The sequence below is a fragment of the Methylobacterium currus genome (assembly GCF_003058325.1).
Lineage (GTDB): Bacteria > Pseudomonadota > Alphaproteobacteria > Rhizobiales > Beijerinckiaceae > Methylobacterium > Methylobacterium currus.
Genome location: NZ_CP028843.1, coordinates 4,347,485 through 4,364,312, shown reverse-complemented (window position 1 = coordinate 4,364,312; position 16,828 = coordinate 4,347,485). Strand labels below are relative to the sequence as shown.

The 16,828-nt window shown below is 70.5% G+C and carries 19 protein-coding genes; 13 read left to right on the top strand and 6 right to left on the bottom strand.

Going from position 1 to position 16,828, the window contains the following annotated elements; translation table 11 throughout:
- Positions 1-15 precede the first annotated feature (15 nt).
- Positions 16-1,692 (bottom strand): formate--tetrahydrofolate ligase, encoded by a 1,677-nt coding sequence (locus DA075_RS20265; protein ID WP_099954751.1) that lies wholly within the window; start codon positions 1,690-1,692, stop codon positions 16-18.
- 337 nt (positions 1,693-2,029) lie between these two features.
- On the opposite strand from DA075_RS20265, the gene DA075_RS20260 reads away from it, so the two are divergent.
- From DA075_RS20260 to DA075_RS20250, 3 genes are all read left to right on the top strand, one after another.
- Positions 2,030-2,353 carry a hypothetical protein gene (locus DA075_RS20260; RefSeq protein ID WP_099954750.1) on the top strand — a complete coding sequence of 108 codons (324 nt, stop codon included), beginning with the start codon at positions 2,030-2,032 and terminating at the stop codon, positions 2,351-2,353.
- A gap of 249 nt (positions 2,354-2,602) precedes the next feature.
- Complete coding sequence (locus tag DA075_RS20255; protein ID WP_099954749.1) at positions 2,603-2,833, top strand: DUF6894 family protein; 231 nt, start codon at positions 2,603-2,605, stop codon at positions 2,831-2,833.
- A gap of 219 nt (positions 2,834-3,052) precedes the next feature.
- Entirely contained in the window at positions 3,053-3,640 is a 588-nt protein-coding gene (locus DA075_RS20250; protein ID WP_099954748.1) for a hypothetical protein, read from the top strand.
- A gap of 88 nt (positions 3,641-3,728) precedes the next feature.
- On the opposite strand, the gene DA075_RS20245 is transcribed toward DA075_RS20250, so the two are convergent.
- The 4 genes from DA075_RS20245 to dgcN form a co-directional block, all read right to left on the bottom strand.
- Complete coding sequence (locus DA075_RS20245; protein WP_099954747.1) at positions 3,729-4,010, bottom strand: hypothetical protein; 282 nt, start codon at positions 4,008-4,010, stop codon at positions 3,729-3,731.
- Positions 4,011-4,020: 10 nt separating this feature from the next.
- Positions 4,021-4,338, bottom strand: coding sequence for an EthD family reductase (locus DA075_RS20240; protein ID WP_099954746.1), 318 nt, complete (start codon positions 4,336-4,338; stop codon positions 4,021-4,023).
- A gap of 123 nt (positions 4,339-4,461) precedes the next feature.
- Complete coding sequence (gene dgcA, locus DA075_RS20235) at positions 4,462-5,442, bottom strand: N-acetyl-D-Glu racemase DgcA (protein ID WP_099954745.1); 981 nt, start codon at positions 5,440-5,442, stop codon at positions 4,462-4,464.
- Positions 5,439-6,449: an N-acetyltransferase DgcN gene (dgcN, locus tag DA075_RS20230; RefSeq protein ID WP_099954744.1), complete on the bottom strand. Its 1,011-nt coding sequence runs from the start codon at positions 6,447-6,449 to the stop codon at positions 5,439-5,441. Before dgcN ends, dgcA begins: the two co-directional genes overlap by 4 nt.
- A 322-nt stretch (positions 6,450-6,771) precedes the next feature.
- Between dgcN and DA075_RS20225 the strand changes: the two genes are divergently transcribed.
- From DA075_RS20225 to trpC, 10 genes are all read left to right on the top strand, one after another.
- Complete coding sequence (locus tag DA075_RS20225; protein ID WP_099954743.1) at positions 6,772-7,683, top strand: amino acid ABC transporter substrate-binding protein; 912 nt, start codon at positions 6,772-6,774, stop codon at positions 7,681-7,683.
- 198 nt (positions 7,684-7,881) lie between these two features.
- Positions 7,882-8,601 carry an amino acid ABC transporter permease gene (locus tag DA075_RS20220; RefSeq protein ID WP_099954742.1) on the top strand — a complete coding sequence of 240 codons (720 nt, stop codon included), beginning with the start codon at positions 7,882-7,884 and terminating at the stop codon, positions 8,599-8,601.
- Between the two features lie 28 nt (positions 8,602-8,629).
- On the top strand, positions 8,630-9,322 hold the full coding sequence (locus tag DA075_RS20215; protein WP_099954741.1) for an amino acid ABC transporter permease: 693 nt from the start codon (positions 8,630-8,632) through the stop codon (positions 9,320-9,322).
- A gap of 143 nt (positions 9,323-9,465) precedes the next feature.
- The gene (locus DA075_RS20210) at positions 9,466-10,194 is read left to right on the top strand and encodes an amino acid ABC transporter ATP-binding protein (RefSeq protein ID WP_099956693.1); all 729 of its coding nucleotides are present in this window, start codon (positions 9,466-9,468) and stop codon (positions 10,192-10,194) included.
- A gap of 170 nt (positions 10,195-10,364) precedes the next feature.
- Complete coding sequence (locus tag DA075_RS20205) at positions 10,365-10,931, top strand: sigma-70 family RNA polymerase sigma factor (RefSeq protein ID WP_414468158.1); 567 nt, start codon at positions 10,365-10,367, stop codon at positions 10,929-10,931.
- A 29-nt stretch (positions 10,932-10,960) separates the two neighbouring features.
- Positions 10,961-11,740: an anti-sigma factor family protein gene (locus DA075_RS20200; RefSeq protein ID WP_174800105.1), complete on the top strand. Its 780-nt coding sequence runs from the start codon at positions 10,961-10,963 to the stop codon at positions 11,738-11,740.
- 154 nt (positions 11,741-11,894) lie between these two features.
- Positions 11,895-12,605: a Bax inhibitor-1/YccA family protein gene (locus tag DA075_RS20195; protein ID WP_099954738.1), complete on the top strand. Its 711-nt coding sequence runs from the start codon at positions 11,895-11,897 to the stop codon at positions 12,603-12,605.
- A gap of 229 nt (positions 12,606-12,834) precedes the next feature.
- Positions 12,835-13,470, top strand: coding sequence for an anthranilate synthase component II (locus DA075_RS20190; protein ID WP_099954737.1), 636 nt, complete (start codon positions 12,835-12,837; stop codon positions 13,468-13,470).
- 47 nt (positions 13,471-13,517) lie between these two features.
- Complete coding sequence (gene trpD, locus DA075_RS20185; RefSeq protein ID WP_099954736.1) at positions 13,518-14,531, top strand: anthranilate phosphoribosyltransferase; 1,014 nt, start codon at positions 13,518-13,520, stop codon at positions 14,529-14,531.
- A 234-nt stretch (positions 14,532-14,765) separates the two neighbouring features.
- On the top strand, positions 14,766-15,557 hold the full coding sequence (trpC, locus tag DA075_RS20180; protein ID WP_232388559.1) for an indole-3-glycerol phosphate synthase TrpC: 792 nt from the start codon (positions 14,766-14,768) through the stop codon (positions 15,555-15,557).
- On the opposite strand, the gene DA075_RS20175 is transcribed toward trpC, so the two are convergent.
- Positions 15,548-16,453 carry an alpha/beta fold hydrolase gene (locus DA075_RS20175; protein ID WP_099954734.1) on the bottom strand — a complete coding sequence of 302 codons (906 nt, stop codon included), beginning with the start codon at positions 16,451-16,453 and terminating at the stop codon, positions 15,548-15,550. The two genes, trpC and DA075_RS20175, sit on opposite strands and share 10 nt — an antisense overlap.
- Positions 16,454-16,828: the final 375 nt, after the last annotated feature.

The window sequence follows — 16,828 nt, the reverse complement described above, 5'->3', positions numbered from 1 at the left end:
CGGACGATCGAGGGCTCAGAACAGCCCCTCGATCCGCCCCTCGGCGTCGAGATGGATGCCCTCCGCCGCCGGCACCTTCGGCAGGCCCGGCATGGTCATGATCTCCCCGCAGATCGCCACCACGAAGCCGGCCCCGGCCGAGAGGCGGACGTCGCGCACCGCCACCACGTGGCCGCTCGGCGCGCCCATCAGGGTCGGGTCGGTGGAGAACGAGTACTGGGTCTTGGCCATGCAGACCGGCAGGTTTCCATGGCCGGCCTGCTCGAAGGCCGCGAGCTTGCCTGCCGCCTTCGATTCCACCTGGATGTCGGCGGCGCCGTAGAGGGTCTGGGCGACGGTGCGGATCTTGTCGGCGAGCGGCATCGCGTCCGGATAGACGAAGCGCGGCGTCGCGGCCGGTCCCGCATCGGCGAGGCCTGCGACGGCGTGAGCCAGCGCCTCGGCCCCGGCGCCGCCCTCGGCCCAGTGCCGGCAGGTGATCGCCTGGACGTCGAGGCGGTCGCGGCAGAGGGCCTTGAGGGCCGCGTGCTCGGCCTCCGTGTCGGCGTGGAAATGGTTGACCGCCACCACCACCGGCGCGCCGAAGCGGCGCACGTTCTCGACGTGGCGGGCGAGGTTGGAAAAACCCCGCTCGAGGGCCGCGACGTCCTCGCGGCCGAGATCGGACTTCGCCACGCCGCCATGCATCTTGAGGGCGCGCACCGTCGCGACGATCACCACCGCGGAGGGGCGCAAGCCCGCCTGCCGGCACTTGATGTCGAAGAATTTCTCCGCCCCGAGATCGGCGCCGAAGCCGGCCTCCGTCACCACGTAGTCGCCGAGCCTGAGGCCCGCGCGGGTCGCGATCACCGAGTTGCAGCCATGCGCGATGTTGGCGAAGGGCCCGCCATGGATCAGCGCCGGGCTGCCCTCCAGGGTCTGGACCAGGTTCGGCTGCAGCGCGTCCTTGAGCAGCACCGTCATGGCGCCGGTGGCCTTGAGGTCGGCGAGCGTCACGGGCTTCCGGTCGCGGGTCTCCGCCACCACGATCCGGCCGAGGCGGGCCTCCAGGTCGGCGAGGTCGCGGGCGAGGCAGAACACCGCCATCACCTCGGAGGCGACGGTGATGTCGAAGCCGTCCTCGCGCGGATAGCCGTTGGCGACGCCGCCGAGGCTCTGGGTGATGCTGCGAAGCGCCCGGTCGTTCATGTCGAGGACGCGCCGGAAGGCCACCCGGCGCAGGTCGATGCCCAGCGGGTTGCCCCAGTAGACGTGGTTGTCGATCAGCGCCGCGGCGAGGCTGTGCGCCGAGGTGATGGCGTGGAAATCGCCCGTGAAATGGAGGTTGATCGCCTCCATCGGCACCACCTGGGCCTTCCCGCCGCCGGCGGCCCCGCCCTTCTGGCCGAAGCACGGCCCGAGCGAGGGCTCGCGCAGGCAGATCACGGTCTTGCGGCCGATGCGGTTGAGGGCGTCGCCGAGGCCCACCGTCGTGGTGGTCTTGCCTTCGCCCGCCGGCGTCGGGCTGATCGCCGTCACCAGGATCAGCTTGCCCTCAGCCTGCGCCTCGAGGCTCCGGATATGGGCGTGGTCGATCTTGGCGATGTGCCGGCCGTAGGGGTGCAGGGCCTCGTCCGGGATGCCGATCCGCTGGGCAATCGCGGTGATCGGCTGCAGGGTGGCCGCGCGGGCGATCTCGATATCGGTCGGCATTGGGTCCCGATCGTTGTTCTGGAGCCGGAGGGAGGCGGCCTGGCGTTGCAGGGACTCTCTGGCGTCGCAGGGGCTCTTGGCGTGGCGGGGATTCTAGGCGGAGGCCGCCCTTGTCGAAAAGATCAAATCGCTTGAGCAGGATGCTCAGAAAAATTGAAGCCCCCCGCGCGCGTTGCGAACAGGATCCCGCATCCGGTGCCGGCCCGTTAGGCATGTCGGCAGATCGCCGCCGGCCGGACCGCAAACGTTTCACGATTGCCGCCCAAACATCCGCCATCGCAGGAATTCGCCGTCACCGAGGCCGCCGCCGGGGTGACGGTTCGAGTGGGAGACGAGGATGGCCTTCTGGCTGCGGGCCGGGCTGGTGATCGGCGCGATCTACTACCTGTCGCCCTTGCGCCTCGGCGAGGCGCCCGCCCCCGCCCGGACGGCGCAGGCCGGCCCGGCCCTGGGCGAGATCGCCGGGCCGGTCCTCGAGGCGATGCCCGGCGACATGCGCGCCCGAATTGTCGAGGCCGCCGCGGCGGAGGCCGGGCGCGCAATCGGGGCCGGCCTGCGGACGGCCGTCGTTGAGGCGGGCCGGTCGCCCTCCCGCGACACCCTGACGGCCCACGACCGGCAGCCCCCGTGGCGCGGTTCCGCCGAGCGGGAGGCCCATTGATGCTCCCACGGGCACCCGGGATGATAAGGCAAGACTCCGACGGCCTGGTACGGCACTAGGCCGATTACTAGATCGAACGGCTTATGCCCGCCGGCCAGAAGCAAGCGGAACTTTGGGCGGCCACTTCCGTTTCCGAATTGTGAGCCTAACAAGCGATCATCGACGTTGCTATGCTGGCTCCGACCGGCGACTGGTGAGGCGATGGTGGCCGTGTTTTCTGTTTACCCAAAGCTTCGAGTCCGGAAAGCCGTGCCGCGCTACTACTTCGATATCATGGACTCGGCGCAGAGCGTGCCGGATGAGGCCGGGCTCGATTGCCGCGACCTCGGCGAGGCGCACAGCCAGGCGCGGACCCTGATCGCCGACGCAATGAACGGCCCGGAAGCCACGCGGATCGACTGGCGTGCCTGGCGCGTCGAGGTTCGCGACGAGGCGCGCGAGCTGGTCTTCACCGTCCCGTTCCCGTCCCGCAGCGACTGAGCCCCGGCGGAACGCCCGGTTCTCCGGGTGATCGGCTCGCCGTGCGGGCTGCCCTTGGCGCGCTCTGTCCCCAGGCCGGATCGCCTTCCCGCCGAACAGGGACTAACATCCTGCGAGCCCATCCTTATACTCAATGGGGGTTTGGTGGATCCGGCTGCCCCTGGCACCGGGACGCGACGGACCGGAGCATGGATCCGGCCGCGCCGGGAAGGCACATCGATGTCCGAGACCGAGGAGGAGATTTCGGCCGACCGCGTGGTTGAGACCCTGGAGATCCTTCTGCGCGCGCCGCCCTTCCTGCGCTCGCCGAAGCTCGCGCGCTTCCTCCGCTTCGTCGTGGAGGAGGAACTGGCCGGGCGGGGCGCGACCGTCAAGGCCTACACCATCGCCACCCAGGCCCTCGGCCGGAATCCCGACTTCGACCCGAGCCTGGATCCGAGCGTGCGCGTCGAGGCCGGACGCCTGCGGCGGGCCCTGGATGACGCCTACGCCCAGCACGCCGCGGGGCTGGAGGTGCGCATCACCGTGCCGGTCGGCGGATACCGGCCCCGGTTCGGCGCCCTGGCGGCGGCGGCGATCGTCCCGGAAGCGACGACCGAGACGGAACCCGAGGACCCGTTCCCGATGGTGGCGACGGAGCGGCCGCATGCGGTGGTGGTCGGCTTCTCTCCCCGCGGCCAGGCGGCGGTCATCGCGCTGCTGGCCGGGATCCTGCTGGTGCTCTGCATCGATCTGGGGCTGACCGTGAGCACCCGCATGACCTCCGGCTCCGCGGGCTCTGGCGACATCGCCGTGCGCGGCCGGTGAGACGGATCCGGCCGGCATCCGGTTCCCGTCCCGGACGCCCGCGCGGCGGCGTCCGAGGCCGTGAGCGAAGCCCGCCTCCGTCCGACGCTCAGGTCCAGCGCGTCGCGAAGCGGGCGAGGTCGGCCGCGGTGTCGAAGGCGACGACCCCGAGGGTGCGGGTCACCTCCGGCAGACCCGGGAACGGCGCGTAGGTCAGCGTGCGCCGGCTGAACGCGGTGCTCGGCGCCTCGGCGGCGGCCCAGTCCCGCACCTCATGCGCGAGGGCCTCCGGATCCTCCGGCGCGACCAGCCCGGACCGCTCGCGCAGAGCCAGGACATAGGGGCCGAGATCCGGGTGCTGCTCGCGCAGGACCTTGACGATGTCGATCATGATCAGGGCGTCAGAAGCTCTGCGGCTCGTTGATCTGCACCACGGGCTGGCCCTTGAAGAAGTTCGGGATGTCCCCGAAGATCTCCTTGCCGTGAGCCGCACCCGCCTGCTTGAAATCGTCGAGGGAGCGGAAGGTGAGGAGGGCAATCACCTGGAACGGCGCCGGGCTGCCGTCGGGCGTGCCGCTCGCCGTCACCACCTCGGCCTTCTCCAGGCCCATCGAGGACCAGCGCTCGCGCACCAGCGGCATGTGATGCTTGAGGTAATAGCCGAGGTCGAAGGGCTGGGCGTCGGCGCCGCCCGGATACATCACGCTGACCAGGATCATGGCGTTTCGATTCTCCCGGATGCGGGACCCGTGGCCGGTCCCTGACGGTCAGAGAGCATCCTTTGCCGGCCCGGCGCAAGCGCGCCGGACCCGGCCGAAGGTCGGTTCACCCCGAAAAATGCCTCATCCCCACAGGGCCGGCTCCGGCGGATGGACCAGGCTGCCCGCGAAACGCAGGCCCGGCTCGCGGTCGCGGGCGAGGAGAAGCGGGCCGTCGAGGTCGACGAAGTCGGCGTATCCCGAGAGCAGCATCGCCGGCGCCATGGCGAGCGAGGTGCCGAGCATGCAGCCGACCATGATCGACAGCCCCCGCGCCTTCGCGGCCTGCGCCAGGCGCAGGGCCTCGGTGAGGCCGCCGGCCTTGTCGAGCTTGATGTTGATCGCGTCGTAGCGGTCCTTGAGCGCGTCGAGGTCGACGTCGCCATGCAGGCTCTCGTCGGCGCAGATCGGGATCGGGCGGGCGATCCGGGCGAGCAGCCCGTCATCGCCCGCCGGCAGCGGCTGCTCGATCAGCTCGACGCCGGCCGCCGCGCAGGCCGCGAGGTTGGCCTCCAGCGTCTCGGCCGACCACGCCTCGTTGGCATCGACCACGAGCCGCGAGGTCGGCGCAGCCCTTCGCACGGCGGCGATCCGCTCCGGGTCGCCGGCGCCGCCGAGCTTCACCTTCAGGAGCGGCCGCGCCGCCGCCACATGGGCCGCCGCCGCCATCTCCTCCGGGCTGCCGAGGCTGAGCGTGTAGCAGGTCGTGACCGGGGCCGGCGCCGGGATCCCGGCAAGGGCGTAGGCGGGCTTGCCGGCGCGCTTGGCCTCGAAGTCCCACAGGGCGCAGTCGAGGGCGTTGCGGGCGGCGCCCGCCGGCATCCGGCCGGCGAGCTCCCACCGGGTGAGGCCGGCGGCCAGGGCCTCGGCCTGCCGGGCAATCAAGTCGCGCACGCCCTCCACGGTCTCGCCGTAGCGGGCGTAAGGCACGCACTCGCCCCGGCCGGTGGCGGTGCCGTCCGTGACCTCGGCAGTCACCACCACGGCTTCCGTCCGGCTGCCGCGCGAGATGGTGAAGGTGCCGGCGATCGGCCAGCGCTCAACGGCGGTCGCGAGCCGGATCACGCCGGGAACTCCGAGACCAGACGGTCGACCAGCCCCTCGACTCCGAACCGCACCGGATCGGTCGCCGGCAGGCCGTGCTCGGCGGCCAGCCTGTCGAGGAGCGCCCTCGCCTCCCCCTCCTCCAGGGCTTGCGTGTTGACCGCGATGCCGGTCGGCCGGATGTCCGGGTTGGTCAGGCGGCCGAGCCGCACCGTCAGGTCGATCACCTCCTGGAGGCTCGGCAGCGGGTGCTTGACCCCGCGCATCGTCGTGCGGGTCGGCTCGTGGCAGACCACGAAGGCATCGGCCTGCGCCCCGTGCAGCAGGCCGAGGCTGACGCCGGCGAAGCTCGGGTGGAACAGCGAACCCTGGCCCTCGATCAGGTCCCAGTGGTTCGGGTCGGCGGCGGGCGCGATCCACTCGACGGCGCCGGAGATGAAATCGGCCACCACCGCGTCGATGGCGACGCCGCGGCCGGAGATGAACACCCCGGTCTGGCCGGTGGCGCGGAAATCGGCGTCGAGGCCGCGGGCCCGCATGCCCTTCTCCAGCGCCAGCACGGTGTATTTCTTGCCCACCGAGCAGTCGGTGCCGACGGTGAGGAGCCGCTTGCCCGGACGCCGCGTGCCCTTGCCGGTGTCGAAACGCTGGTCGGAATGGCGCACGTCGTGGAGCTGGCGCCCATGCCGGGAGGCGGCTTCGGCGATCGCCGGCACCGAGCCGAGGCGGGTGTGCAGGCCGCTCGCCACGTCGAGCCCGGCCTCCAGCGCCTGGACGATGCTGGCGACCCAGTGCGGCGGCAGCACGCCGCCGGCATTGACCACGCCGACGATCAGCGTGCGGGCACCCTTCGCGATGCCCTCCTCGATCGTCAGGTCCGGGATGCCGAGATCGGCGGCGCAACCGGGCAGGCGCAGCTGCCCGACGCACCATTCGGGCCGCCAGTCGACGATGCCGTAGGCGGTCTTGGCGGCGAGCCGGTCGGGCACGTCGCCGAGGAACATCAGGTAGGGCGTGGCGATCTGCATCGGTCTCGTCGGTCCGTCGTCGCGAGGGCGTCACGGGGCCGGGCAAGCACATGCGGGACGGGTCATGGCTGTCGGCGCGGGCACCTTCGCGCGGGCGGCTCCGGGGTGCAACAGGTCCACGCGAAGGGCTGCCCGGCCAGGGGATGCCGGAGGGCGGCCCCGTTTGGCCCGCGCCTTGCCAGGGGCGGACCGGGCACAACCTCCGGTCTGCGCAATCAGGCTTCGTCCGGGCCTCGTACTCATCCCCGGTCCTTGCCCAGCCCGGCCCTTGACGCCAACAACGCCGTGACGGACTAGGTCTGTGCCCAAAAGGAGAGCACGAATGCGTTTGAGAAGCCTGCTTCCCGTCCTGCTCGCCGGCCTGGCGGCCTCCGCCGGCGCCGCTTCGGCCCAGGACCTGACCGGGACGCTGAAGAAGATCAAGGAGACCGGGCAGATCACGCTGGGCTACCGCGACTCGTCGGTGCCGTTCTCCTACCTCGACAACAACCAGAAGCCGGTCGGCTTCGCGATGGACATCTGCTACAAGATCGTCGACGCGGTGAAGTCCGAGCTGAAGCTCGACAAGCTCGAGGTCAAGCTCAACCCGGTGACCTCGGCGACGCGCATCCCGCTGATCGCCAACGGCACGGTGGATCTCGAGTGCGGCTCGACCACCAACAACGTCGACCGGCAGAAGCAGGTCGCCTTCACCAACACCCACTTCCTGACCGCCAACCGCTTCGTCACCAAGAAGTCGAGCGGCCTGACGAAGTTCGAGGACCTGAAGGGCAAGACCGTCGTGTCGACCTCGGGCACCACGAACATCAAGATGATCAACGAGTACAATGCCGAGAAGAAGCTCGGCATCACGATCCTGCCGGCCAAGGACCACGCCGAGGCGTTCCTGATGGTCGAGACCGGCCGCGCCGCCGCCTTCGTGATGGACGACGTGCTGCTCGCCTCCCTCGCCGCCGGCTCGAAGGAGCCGACCGCCTACGTCATCTCGACCGACGCCCTGTCGAAGCCCGAGCCCTACGGCATCATGCTGCGCAAGGACGACGCAGCCTTCAAGAAGGTCGCGGACGCCGCCACCGCCGCCTTCTACAAGAGCCCCGAGGCCAAGACGACCTACGACAAGTGGTTCATGAAGCCGATCCCGCCGCGGGACATCAACCTGAACCTGCCGATGAGCGAGGCGTTGCAGACCGCCTTCGCCAAGCCGAGCGACAGCCCGGACCCGGCCTCCTACTGATCTGACATCGGGCGCCGCCCTCGCCGGGGCGGCGCCTCCCCTCGAGACCTCGTCCTGCGGGACGCCCGCCTCGGCACTTTTCCCTGTGCCTCGACCGCGCCCACCCTCGCCCGGGCCGGAAAACCGTATACCATCAGGGGCCGAGACAGCCTCGCCAGGAGCCAGGCTCCACCGCCAAGCGGACCCGGAAGACAGGGCATGAACTACAACTGGAACTGGGGCATCTTCTTCGAGGCGTCGCCCGAAGGAAACGGCACCTACGCCGACATGCTGCTGTCGGGCCTGGTCTGGACCATCGTCACGGCGCTCTGCGCGTGGGTCATCGCCTTCGCGGTCGGCTCGATCATCGGCGTGCTGCGCACCCTGCCGAGCCGGGCGGCGCAGGCGGTCGGCAACGCCTACGTCGAGCTGTTCCGCAACATCCCGCTCCTCGTGCAGATGTTCCTGTGGTTCTTCGTGCTGCCCGAGGTGCTGCCGGAATCCTGGGGCACCTGGCTGAAGCAGCTGCCGAACGCGCCGTTCTACACCGCCGTGGTGTGTCTCGGCTTCTTCACCGCCTCGCGCGTCGCCGAGCAGGTGCGGGCCGGCATCCAGGCCCTGCCGCGGGGCCAGCGCATGGCCGGCACGGCGCTCGGGCTCACCACCGCCCAGACCTACCGCTACGTGCTCCTGCCCAACGCCTACCGCATCATCCTGCCGCCGCTGACCTCCGAGTTCCTCAACAACCTGAAGAACACGTCGGTGGCGCTGACCATCGGGCTCCTGGAGCTGACCGCCCGGGCCCGCGCGATGCAGGAATTCTCGTTCCAGGTCTTCGAGGCCTTCACCGCCGCGACGATCATCTACATCATCATCAACCTGCTGGTGGTGACCGCGGCCGGGCTCATCGAGCGCCGGGTCGCGGTGCCGGGCCGCTGACCTCTACGTTCCCGGACAAGGGCCCGCGATGTTCTCGAACTTCGATTTCAGCGTCATCCTCAACTCCTGGCGCTACCTGTTCTTCGACGGGATGACCTTCACGCTGACGCTGACCGCGCTCGCGGCGTTCGGCGGCGTGGTCCTCGGCACGCTGATCGCCATGATGCGGCTCTCCAGCCTGCCGGTGCTGCCGCAGGTCGCCAAGGCCTACGTCAACTTCATGCGCTCGCTGCCGCTGGTGCTGGTGATCTTCTGGTTCTACTTCCTGGTGCCGTATATCGGGCAGTGGATCATCGGGGCCGAGCGGCCGATCCAGGTCGGCGCCTTCTCCTCCTCGCTCATCACCTTCACGCTGTTCGAGGCGGCCTACTTCTCCGAGATCATGCGGGCGGGCATCCAGTCGATCCCGAAGGGCCAGGCGGCGGCGGCCTCGGCGCTCGGCCTGACCTACTGGCAGTCGATGGGCAGCGTCATCCTGCCTCAGGCCTTCCGCAACATGCTGCCGGTGCTGCTGACCCAGACCATCGTGCTGTTCCAGGACACCTCGCTGGTCTACGTCTTGTCGATCACCGACTTCCTCGGCGCGGCGTCCAAGGTGGCACAGCGCGACGGCCGCCTCGTCGAGATGTACCTGTTCGCCGCCGTGGTCTACTTCGCCGTCTGCTTCATCGCCTCGCTCCTGGTGCGCCGCCTGCAGCGCCGGGTCGCCATCATCCGATAGGGTTTGCCGCCATGACCTCCTCCGCGATGCCGCCCGTCAGCCCCGTTCCGGAGCCGCAGGCCGCGGCTGACGCGGCGCCGGGCACCGGCCCCGTCGGCACCCTGCTCACCGAGCGGCCGCCGGTGGCGGCGACCGCCGGACCGATGATCGCCATCGACAACGTCTCGAAGTGGTACGGCGACTTCCAGGTGCTGACGAACTGCACCACTTCCGTCTCCAAGGGCGAGGTGGTGGTGGTCTGCGGCCCCTCGGGCTCCGGCAAGTCCACGCTGATCAAGTGCGTCAACGCCCTCGAGCCGTTCCAGAAGGGCCAGATCACCGTCGACGGCACCAGGATCGCCGACAAGAAGACCAACCTGCCCAAGCTCCGCTCGCGGGTCGGCATGGTGTTCCAGCATTTCGAGCTGTTCCCGCACCTGTCGATCACCGACAACCTGAGCCTCGCCCAGCGCAAGGTGCTCGGCCGGAGCAAGGACGAGGCCGAGGCCAAGGGCCTCGCCCTGCTGGAGCGGGTCGGCCTCAAGGCCCATGCCCATAAATATCCGGGCCAGCTCTCCGGCGGCCAGCAGCAGCGCGTCGCCATCGCCCGGGCGCTCGCCATGAACCCGATCGTGATGCTGTTCGACGAGCCGACCTCGGCCCTCGATCCCGAGATGGTCGGCGAGGTGCTGGACGTGATGGTCGAACTCGCCCGCGAGGGCATGACCATGATGGTCGTGACCCACGAGATGGGCTTCGCCCGCAAGGTCGCCCACCGGGTGATCTTCATGGACAAGGGCGAGATCGTCGAGGACGCGCAGAAGGAGGAGTTCTTCGGCTCCCCGCGCAGCGAGCGCGCCCAGACCTTCCTGTCGCGGATCCTGTCGCACTGAGCTGGCACCCGATCCGGACGTAAGCGTGGGGCCCGTTGCGGGCCCCTCGTCGTTTCGGCTTCCTCTCCCTTCGCGATCACGCGGATGTGAACATGCCCGGCGCGATGATGGCGTCACCCGGCGGAACGTGGCGGGATTAGGATCCGCCCGCCGGACGTTTACCCGGTATGATGCTTCGCAAGCGCCCCGACGTCCTCGACCTTCTGGTGCCCCTCCGGCGCTACGCCCGGTCCCTGACGCGCGACCCCGCTCAGGCCGACGACCTCGTGCACGACACCCTCGTGCGCGCCCTCGAGCGCCAGGGCACCTTGCGCCCGGGGACCAACCTGCGCACCTGGCTGATGACGGTGCTGCACAACGCCTTCATCGACGACCAGCGCCGCCGCAAGGTCGAGGCGCGCTACGCCGATGCCCTCGGCCACATCGTCGAGGAGGCGACGCCCCCGGCCCAGGAAGGGCATGTGCGCTTGGCGCAAGTGCGCGAGGCGTTCCAGCGCCTGCCGGCGGAGCAGCGCGAGGCCCTGCACCTCGTGACGATCGAGGGCCTGGCCTACCAGGAGGCCGCCGACGTGCTCGGCATCCCGATCGGCACGCTGATGTCGCGCCTCGGACGAGCCCGGGCGGCCCTGCGCAATATCGAGAGCGGCGGTGGCTCGCGTCTGCCGGCCCCGGAGGACGCGCCCGAGCGACCGCGCCTGCGCGTGGTCGAGGGCGGCAACACCGCGAGGGCATCGTGATGAGCGGCGAGCAGTCACGGGAGACGACCATGGATCCGATCACCGAGGCCGACCTGAACGCCTATATCGACGGCCAGCTCGACCTCGCCCGGCGGATCGAGGTGGAGGAGCACCTGGCGGCGCGGCCGGAAGTGGCGGCCCGGGTCATGGCCGACCTGCACACCCGCGATGCCCTGCGCGCCGCCTTCGGCCCGTCAGAGGGCGTGGCCGTGCGGCCGGGTCCTTCGCCCGAGCGCCTCGCCGCGGCGGCCCGCCGCCTCGACCGGGCGCTGACCTGGCGGCGCATCGGCGCGCGGTTCCAGCGCGCCGCCGTGATCGCGATGCTGGTCGGGACCGGCTGGCTGCTGCACAACGAGACCGGCGATTTCGGGGTGCAGAACACCAGCGCCTCGACCTATTCCCCGACCTTCGTCGAGGAGGCGCTCCAGGCCCGTCAGGCGGCCCAGGTCCGCGCCCGGGTCGCCTCGCAGCGCCCGACCCAGGCCTATGACCGCCGCGAGGTCGAGGCGGCGACCGGCATCACCCTGCCCGACCTGCCGTCGGACTGGCGCGTCGACGACATGCAGATCTTCCCCTCGCGCAGCGGCGCGGGCGTCGAGGTCGCGATCGATGCCGGCAGCCTCGGCAAGGTCGCGCTCTTCGCCACCCGCATGCCGGATGCGGAGGCGAGCGCCCCCGCCACGATCCGCTCGCCGGAGGCCGTGACGGTCTACTGGAAGGCGGGGCACGGCGCCTACGCGCTCAGCGGTTCGGGCAGCGAGCCCGATCTCGGCCGCGCCGCTGCCACCCTGGCGGCCCTGCGGCACTGACCCTGCAATGGCCCAGGATGCTGACGCAGCCGGCCATTGATCCATCCCGCATTGTCGACACCAAGCCAATGGCTTGGCGACAATGCGAGAACGGAACCGACGGTCATCTCCCATGACCTTCGTAACCCGCCACCATCCCGGAGCGCTCTCCCCGATGAACACCCCCTACGCCTGGCAGACCCACGCGGCCCCCGCCGGTGCGGTCTTCGACGAGGGCCTGCGGCGGCACATGCTGCGGGTCTACAACACGATGGGCCTCGGCCTGGCGCTGACCGGCCTCGTGGCGCTCGGCGTCTCCTCGACCCCGGCGCTCTACAAGCCGCTCTTCGGCACGCCGCTCAAATACGTCGTGATGCTGGCGCCGCTGGCCTTCATCATGGTGCTGTCGTTCCGCGCCGACCGGATCTCGGCCGCCACCGCCCACACCCTGTTCTGGACCTTCTGCGGGGTGATGGGCCTGTCCCTCGCCTCGATCTTCCTGGTCTTCACCGGCACCAGCATCGCCCGCACCTTCTTCATCACCGCGGCGATGTTCGGGGCAACGAGCCTCTACGGCTACACCACCAAGCGCGACCTCTCGCGGATGGGCTCGTTCCTGGTGATGGGCCTGATCGGCCTCGTCATCGCCAGCCTGGTGAACATCTTCCTGGCCTCGAGCGCCCTGCAATTCGCGATCTCGCTCATCGGCGTCGTCATCTTCACCGGGCTCACCGCCTACGACACGCAGTCGATCAAGGAGCAATACGCCGAGAACTGGGGCGAGGAGGCCAACTCCAAGCTCGCGGTGTTCGGGGCGCTGTCGCTCTACCTGAACTTCATCAACCTGTTCCAGATGCTGCTGAGCCTCACCGGCGAGCGGGAATAAGTGCGCCTCATGAAACTCCCGCTGCGCCGACGCCGCCACAGCGAGCGACGACGGTGACCGGGAGTTTCGTGAGAGACACTTGGCGACACCCTCCACCACGGACGGACCCTCGACTTCACCCGCCTGCCCCGCGAGGGACGGGCGGGTTTTTTCATGAGGCGCCGCCGCGATCGGCCCCCTTGACCTCCCGGCGCCTCAAGCCCCACACCGCGCCCCAAGAGGCGCATCCATGTCCGACATCCTGGTCATCGACAATTACGATTCCTTCACTTGGAACCTCGTCCACCTGATCGGGCCGCTCGCCGGCGCGGTCGAGGTGGTGCGCAACGATGCGATCACCGTCGAGGAGATCCGCCGCCGCGCGCCCGATGCCCTGGTGCTCTCGCCCGGTCCCTGCACGCCGAGCGAGGCGGGAATCTGCCTCGACGTGGTGCGGGAGTTGAGCGACGAGATCCCGATGCTCGGCGTCTGCCTCGGCCTCCAGGCGATCGGCCAGGCCTTCGGCGGCGACGTGGTGCGGGCCCCCGCCCCGATGCACGGCAAGGTCTCCCAGGTGCAGCACCGGGCGAGCGGGCTGTTTCGCGGCATCAACGGGCCGTTCGCGGCCACCCGCTACCACTCGCTGATCGTCGATCGGGCGACCTGCCCGCAGGACCTCGGGGTGACCGCGGAGGCCGACGGCCTGATCATGGCGCTGGAGCACGCGGAGCGGCCGGTGCACGGGGTGCAGTTCCACCCCGAGAGCATCCTGTCGCAGCATGGGCAGACCATGGTGCGCAATTTCCTCGACCTCGCCTCCGCCTGGAATGCCAAGGCCCGGAATGTGAAGGCCCGGGGTGACAAGCGCGGCCGAGATGTGCATTGACGGAACCGGGCGCGTAAGCCCGCGCTGAGATCAGGCCCGTACTCGTCATGGACTCGTTCAAGCCCTACCTGGCGAAGGTCGCCACGGGCGCCGCGCTGACGCGCGAGGAGGCGCGCCGCGCCTTCGACCACCTGCTCTCCGGCGAGGTGACGCACGCCCAGGCCGGCGCCTTCCTGATGGCGTTGCACGTCCGCGGCGAGGCTCTGGACGAGATCACGGGCGCCGCGGGCGCGCTCCGCGAGCGCATGACCCGCGTCGCCGCGCCCGACGGCGCGATCGACATCGTCGGCACCGGCGGCGACCATTCGGGCAGCTACAACGTCTCGACGCTGGCGGCGATCGTCACCGCCGCCTGCGGCGTGCCGGTGGCCAAGCACGGCAACCGCGCCGCCTCGTCCCGCTCCGGCGCCGCCGACGTGCTCTCGGCGCTCGGCGTCGGCATCGGCCTCACCCCCGATCACCTCGCCCGCTGCCTCAGCGAGGCGGGCCTGTGCTTCATGTTCGCCCAGTCGCACCACGCCTCGATGCGCCACGTCGCGCCGGTGCGGGTCGAGATCGGCACGCGGACGCTGTTCAACGTGCTCGGGCCGCTGTGCAACCCGGCCGGGGTGTCGGCGCAGCTGCTGGGCGTCTACGCGCCGTCGCTCGCCGAGCCGATGACCCGGGTGCTCGCCGAGCTCGGCAGCCGCCGGGTCTGGACCGTGCACGGCTCGGACGGGCTCGACGAGATCACCACCACCGGCCCGACCGCGGTGGTGGCCTGGGAGGACGGCGCGATCCGCCGCTTCACCATCGACCCGCGGGAGCTGGGCCTGCGCCTCGCTCAAGCAGAAGAATTGCGCGGCGGCGATCCGGCCCACAATGCGGCGGCGTTGCGCGATGTGCTCGACGGCGCCCGCACGCCCTACCGCGACATCGGGGTTCTCAATGCGGCGGCGGCCCTGATGGTCGCCGGGCGCGTTGACAGCCTGCAGGACGGCGTGACGCGCGCCGCCCAGGCGATCGACACCGGCGCGGCCAGGGCGGTCCTGGAGCGCCTGGCTGCCGTTTCCACCGCGTGAGCCCACCTGCCTCGCGGCGGATCCCGATGCTCGCTCAGCAGAGCCGCATGGCGCGACTCTGCTTCGTTTCTTGGTTTTGCATCATTTTTTCGCCGAGCCGGTGACCACTGCGGCGAATGATGCATGCCACCCCCGACACGCTCCCGAGGGGAGGACACGGCCTTGTCCGACACCGACACGACGTCTCAGGATTCGACGTCTCCCGAGGGCGAGGCCCGGCCGCGCCCGGCCGACGTGCTTGCCCATATCGAGGCCTATAAGCGGCGCGAGATCGCGGCGGCGAAGCTGCGCGTGCCGCTCGCCGAGCTGGAGAAGCGCGCCGCGAAAGCCGATCCGCCCCGGGGCTTCGCCGACGCGATCGCGGCCCATGTCGCGGAAGGCCGCTTCGCGCTGATCGCCGAGATCAAGAAGGCCTCGCCGTCCCGCGGCCTGATCCGCGAGGATTTCGACCCGCCGGCCCTCGCCCGCGCCTACGAGGCGGGCGGCGCCACCTGCCTGTCGGTGCTCACCGACGAGCCCTCGTTCAAGGGCAAGCCCGAGTACCTCACGGCGGCCCGCGCCGCCTGCTCCCTGCCGGTCCTGCGCAAGGACTTCCTGTTCGAGCCCTACCAGGTGGTCGAGGCCCGGGCCTGGGGCGCCGATTGCATCCTGGTCATCATGGCGAGCCTCGACGACGAGGAGGCCGCAGGCTTGGTCGAGACCGCCCACGACCTCGGCATGGACGTGCTGGTCGAGGTCCATGACGAGGCCGAGCTGGCGCGGGCCCTGCCCCTCGGCACCCGGCTCATCGGCGTCAACAACCGCGACTTGCGCACCTTCAAGGTCTCCCTCGACAATGCCGTGCGCCTGAGCCCGCTGGTGCCGCCGGACCGGATCCTGGTCGGCGAGAGCGGCATCGGCAGTCATGCCGACGCGCAGACCTTGGGGAAAGCCGGGATCCGCACGCTGCTGGTCGGCGAGAGCCTGATGCGGCAGGACGACGTGACCGCGGCGACGAGGCAGCTGCTGTTCGGCGCTCAGGCCTGAGCCGGAGGCGGGCCGGGGCTGTCGGCGGTCAGGAAGCCGATCAGGGCGTCGTTGACCCCTTGCGGCTCCTCGTGCTGGAGCCAGTGGGTGGCTTGCGGAAAATACCGCACCGCCCCTTGCGCGCAGAGGCGCAGGCTCTCGGCGGCGAGGCCGCGTTCGAGCGCGGTGTCGCGCTCGCCCCACAGGACCAGGACCGGCGGACGGATCGGTTCCGGCGCCGGCGCCCGGGGCAGGCGCAGGGCCCGGTACCAGTTCAGCATCGCGGTGATCGCCCCGGGCCGGCGCCAGGCGGCGGCGTAGAGGTCGAGATCGTGGGGCGAGAAGGCGCCGGGCCGGCTCGATCCGGTCAGGGCGCGCCGCAAGACGGCGCAGTCGCCGGCGCGCAGCAGCGCCTCGGGCAGGCCGGGGAGCTGGAACAGCCCGACATAGGCGCTGCGCAGCAACTGGCCCGGGTGCCGGCGGGCATAGGCGCCGAAGACGTCCGGATGCGGCGCGTTGAGGATCGCCAGCCGCTCCACCCGGCCGGGATGGCGCGCCGCCACCCACCAGGCGACGAGGCCGCCCCAATCGTGCCCGATGAGGCGGAATCGCTCTCCTTGTTCGGGATCGTGTCCGAGGGCGTCGGCGAGGCCGATCACGTCCTCGGCGAGGCGGTCGAGATGGTAGGCCGAGATCCCCTCGGGCCGGCTCGACAGGCCGTAGCCGCGCTGGTCCGGTGCCACGACCCGCGATCCGGCCGCCGCCAGCGGTCCGATCTGGTGCCGCCAGCTCCACCAGGTCTCGGGGAAGCCGTGCAGCAGGATCGTGAGCGGCCCCTCCGCCGGGCCGGCCTCGGCGATGTTCAGGGTCAGGCCGCGGACCGGGATGCGCCGCGTCGTGGGCTCGGTGGACGTCATCGCGGCGGCTCCTGAGTGTCGCAACGGAGGAGAGCGAAACGCGGCAGTCGCGGGTCCGGGCGCTTGACGGTGCGCGAGGCGTTGCGTCGCGGCATCACCTGCGTCACGGATGCCACAAAACGCGGACAAGCCCTTGCCAGCGGAGCCGACAGGGCTTAGCTATGAAGTGGCAACGCGGCGATGGCGTCGCGGCGTTGCTGCCCTCTTTGGGCGTTTCCTCCCTAGACTTGGGCCACACCTCGCGTGTGGCCTTTTTTCTTCGGTGCAAGCGCATCTGTCAACGGCCAAGCCGCCATGATCGTGCCTGAATGCACGCCGTTTTCGCGCGTTCGCACAAGGCCTTGCGGGCCGGCCTGAGGCGGGCGATGCCCCCCG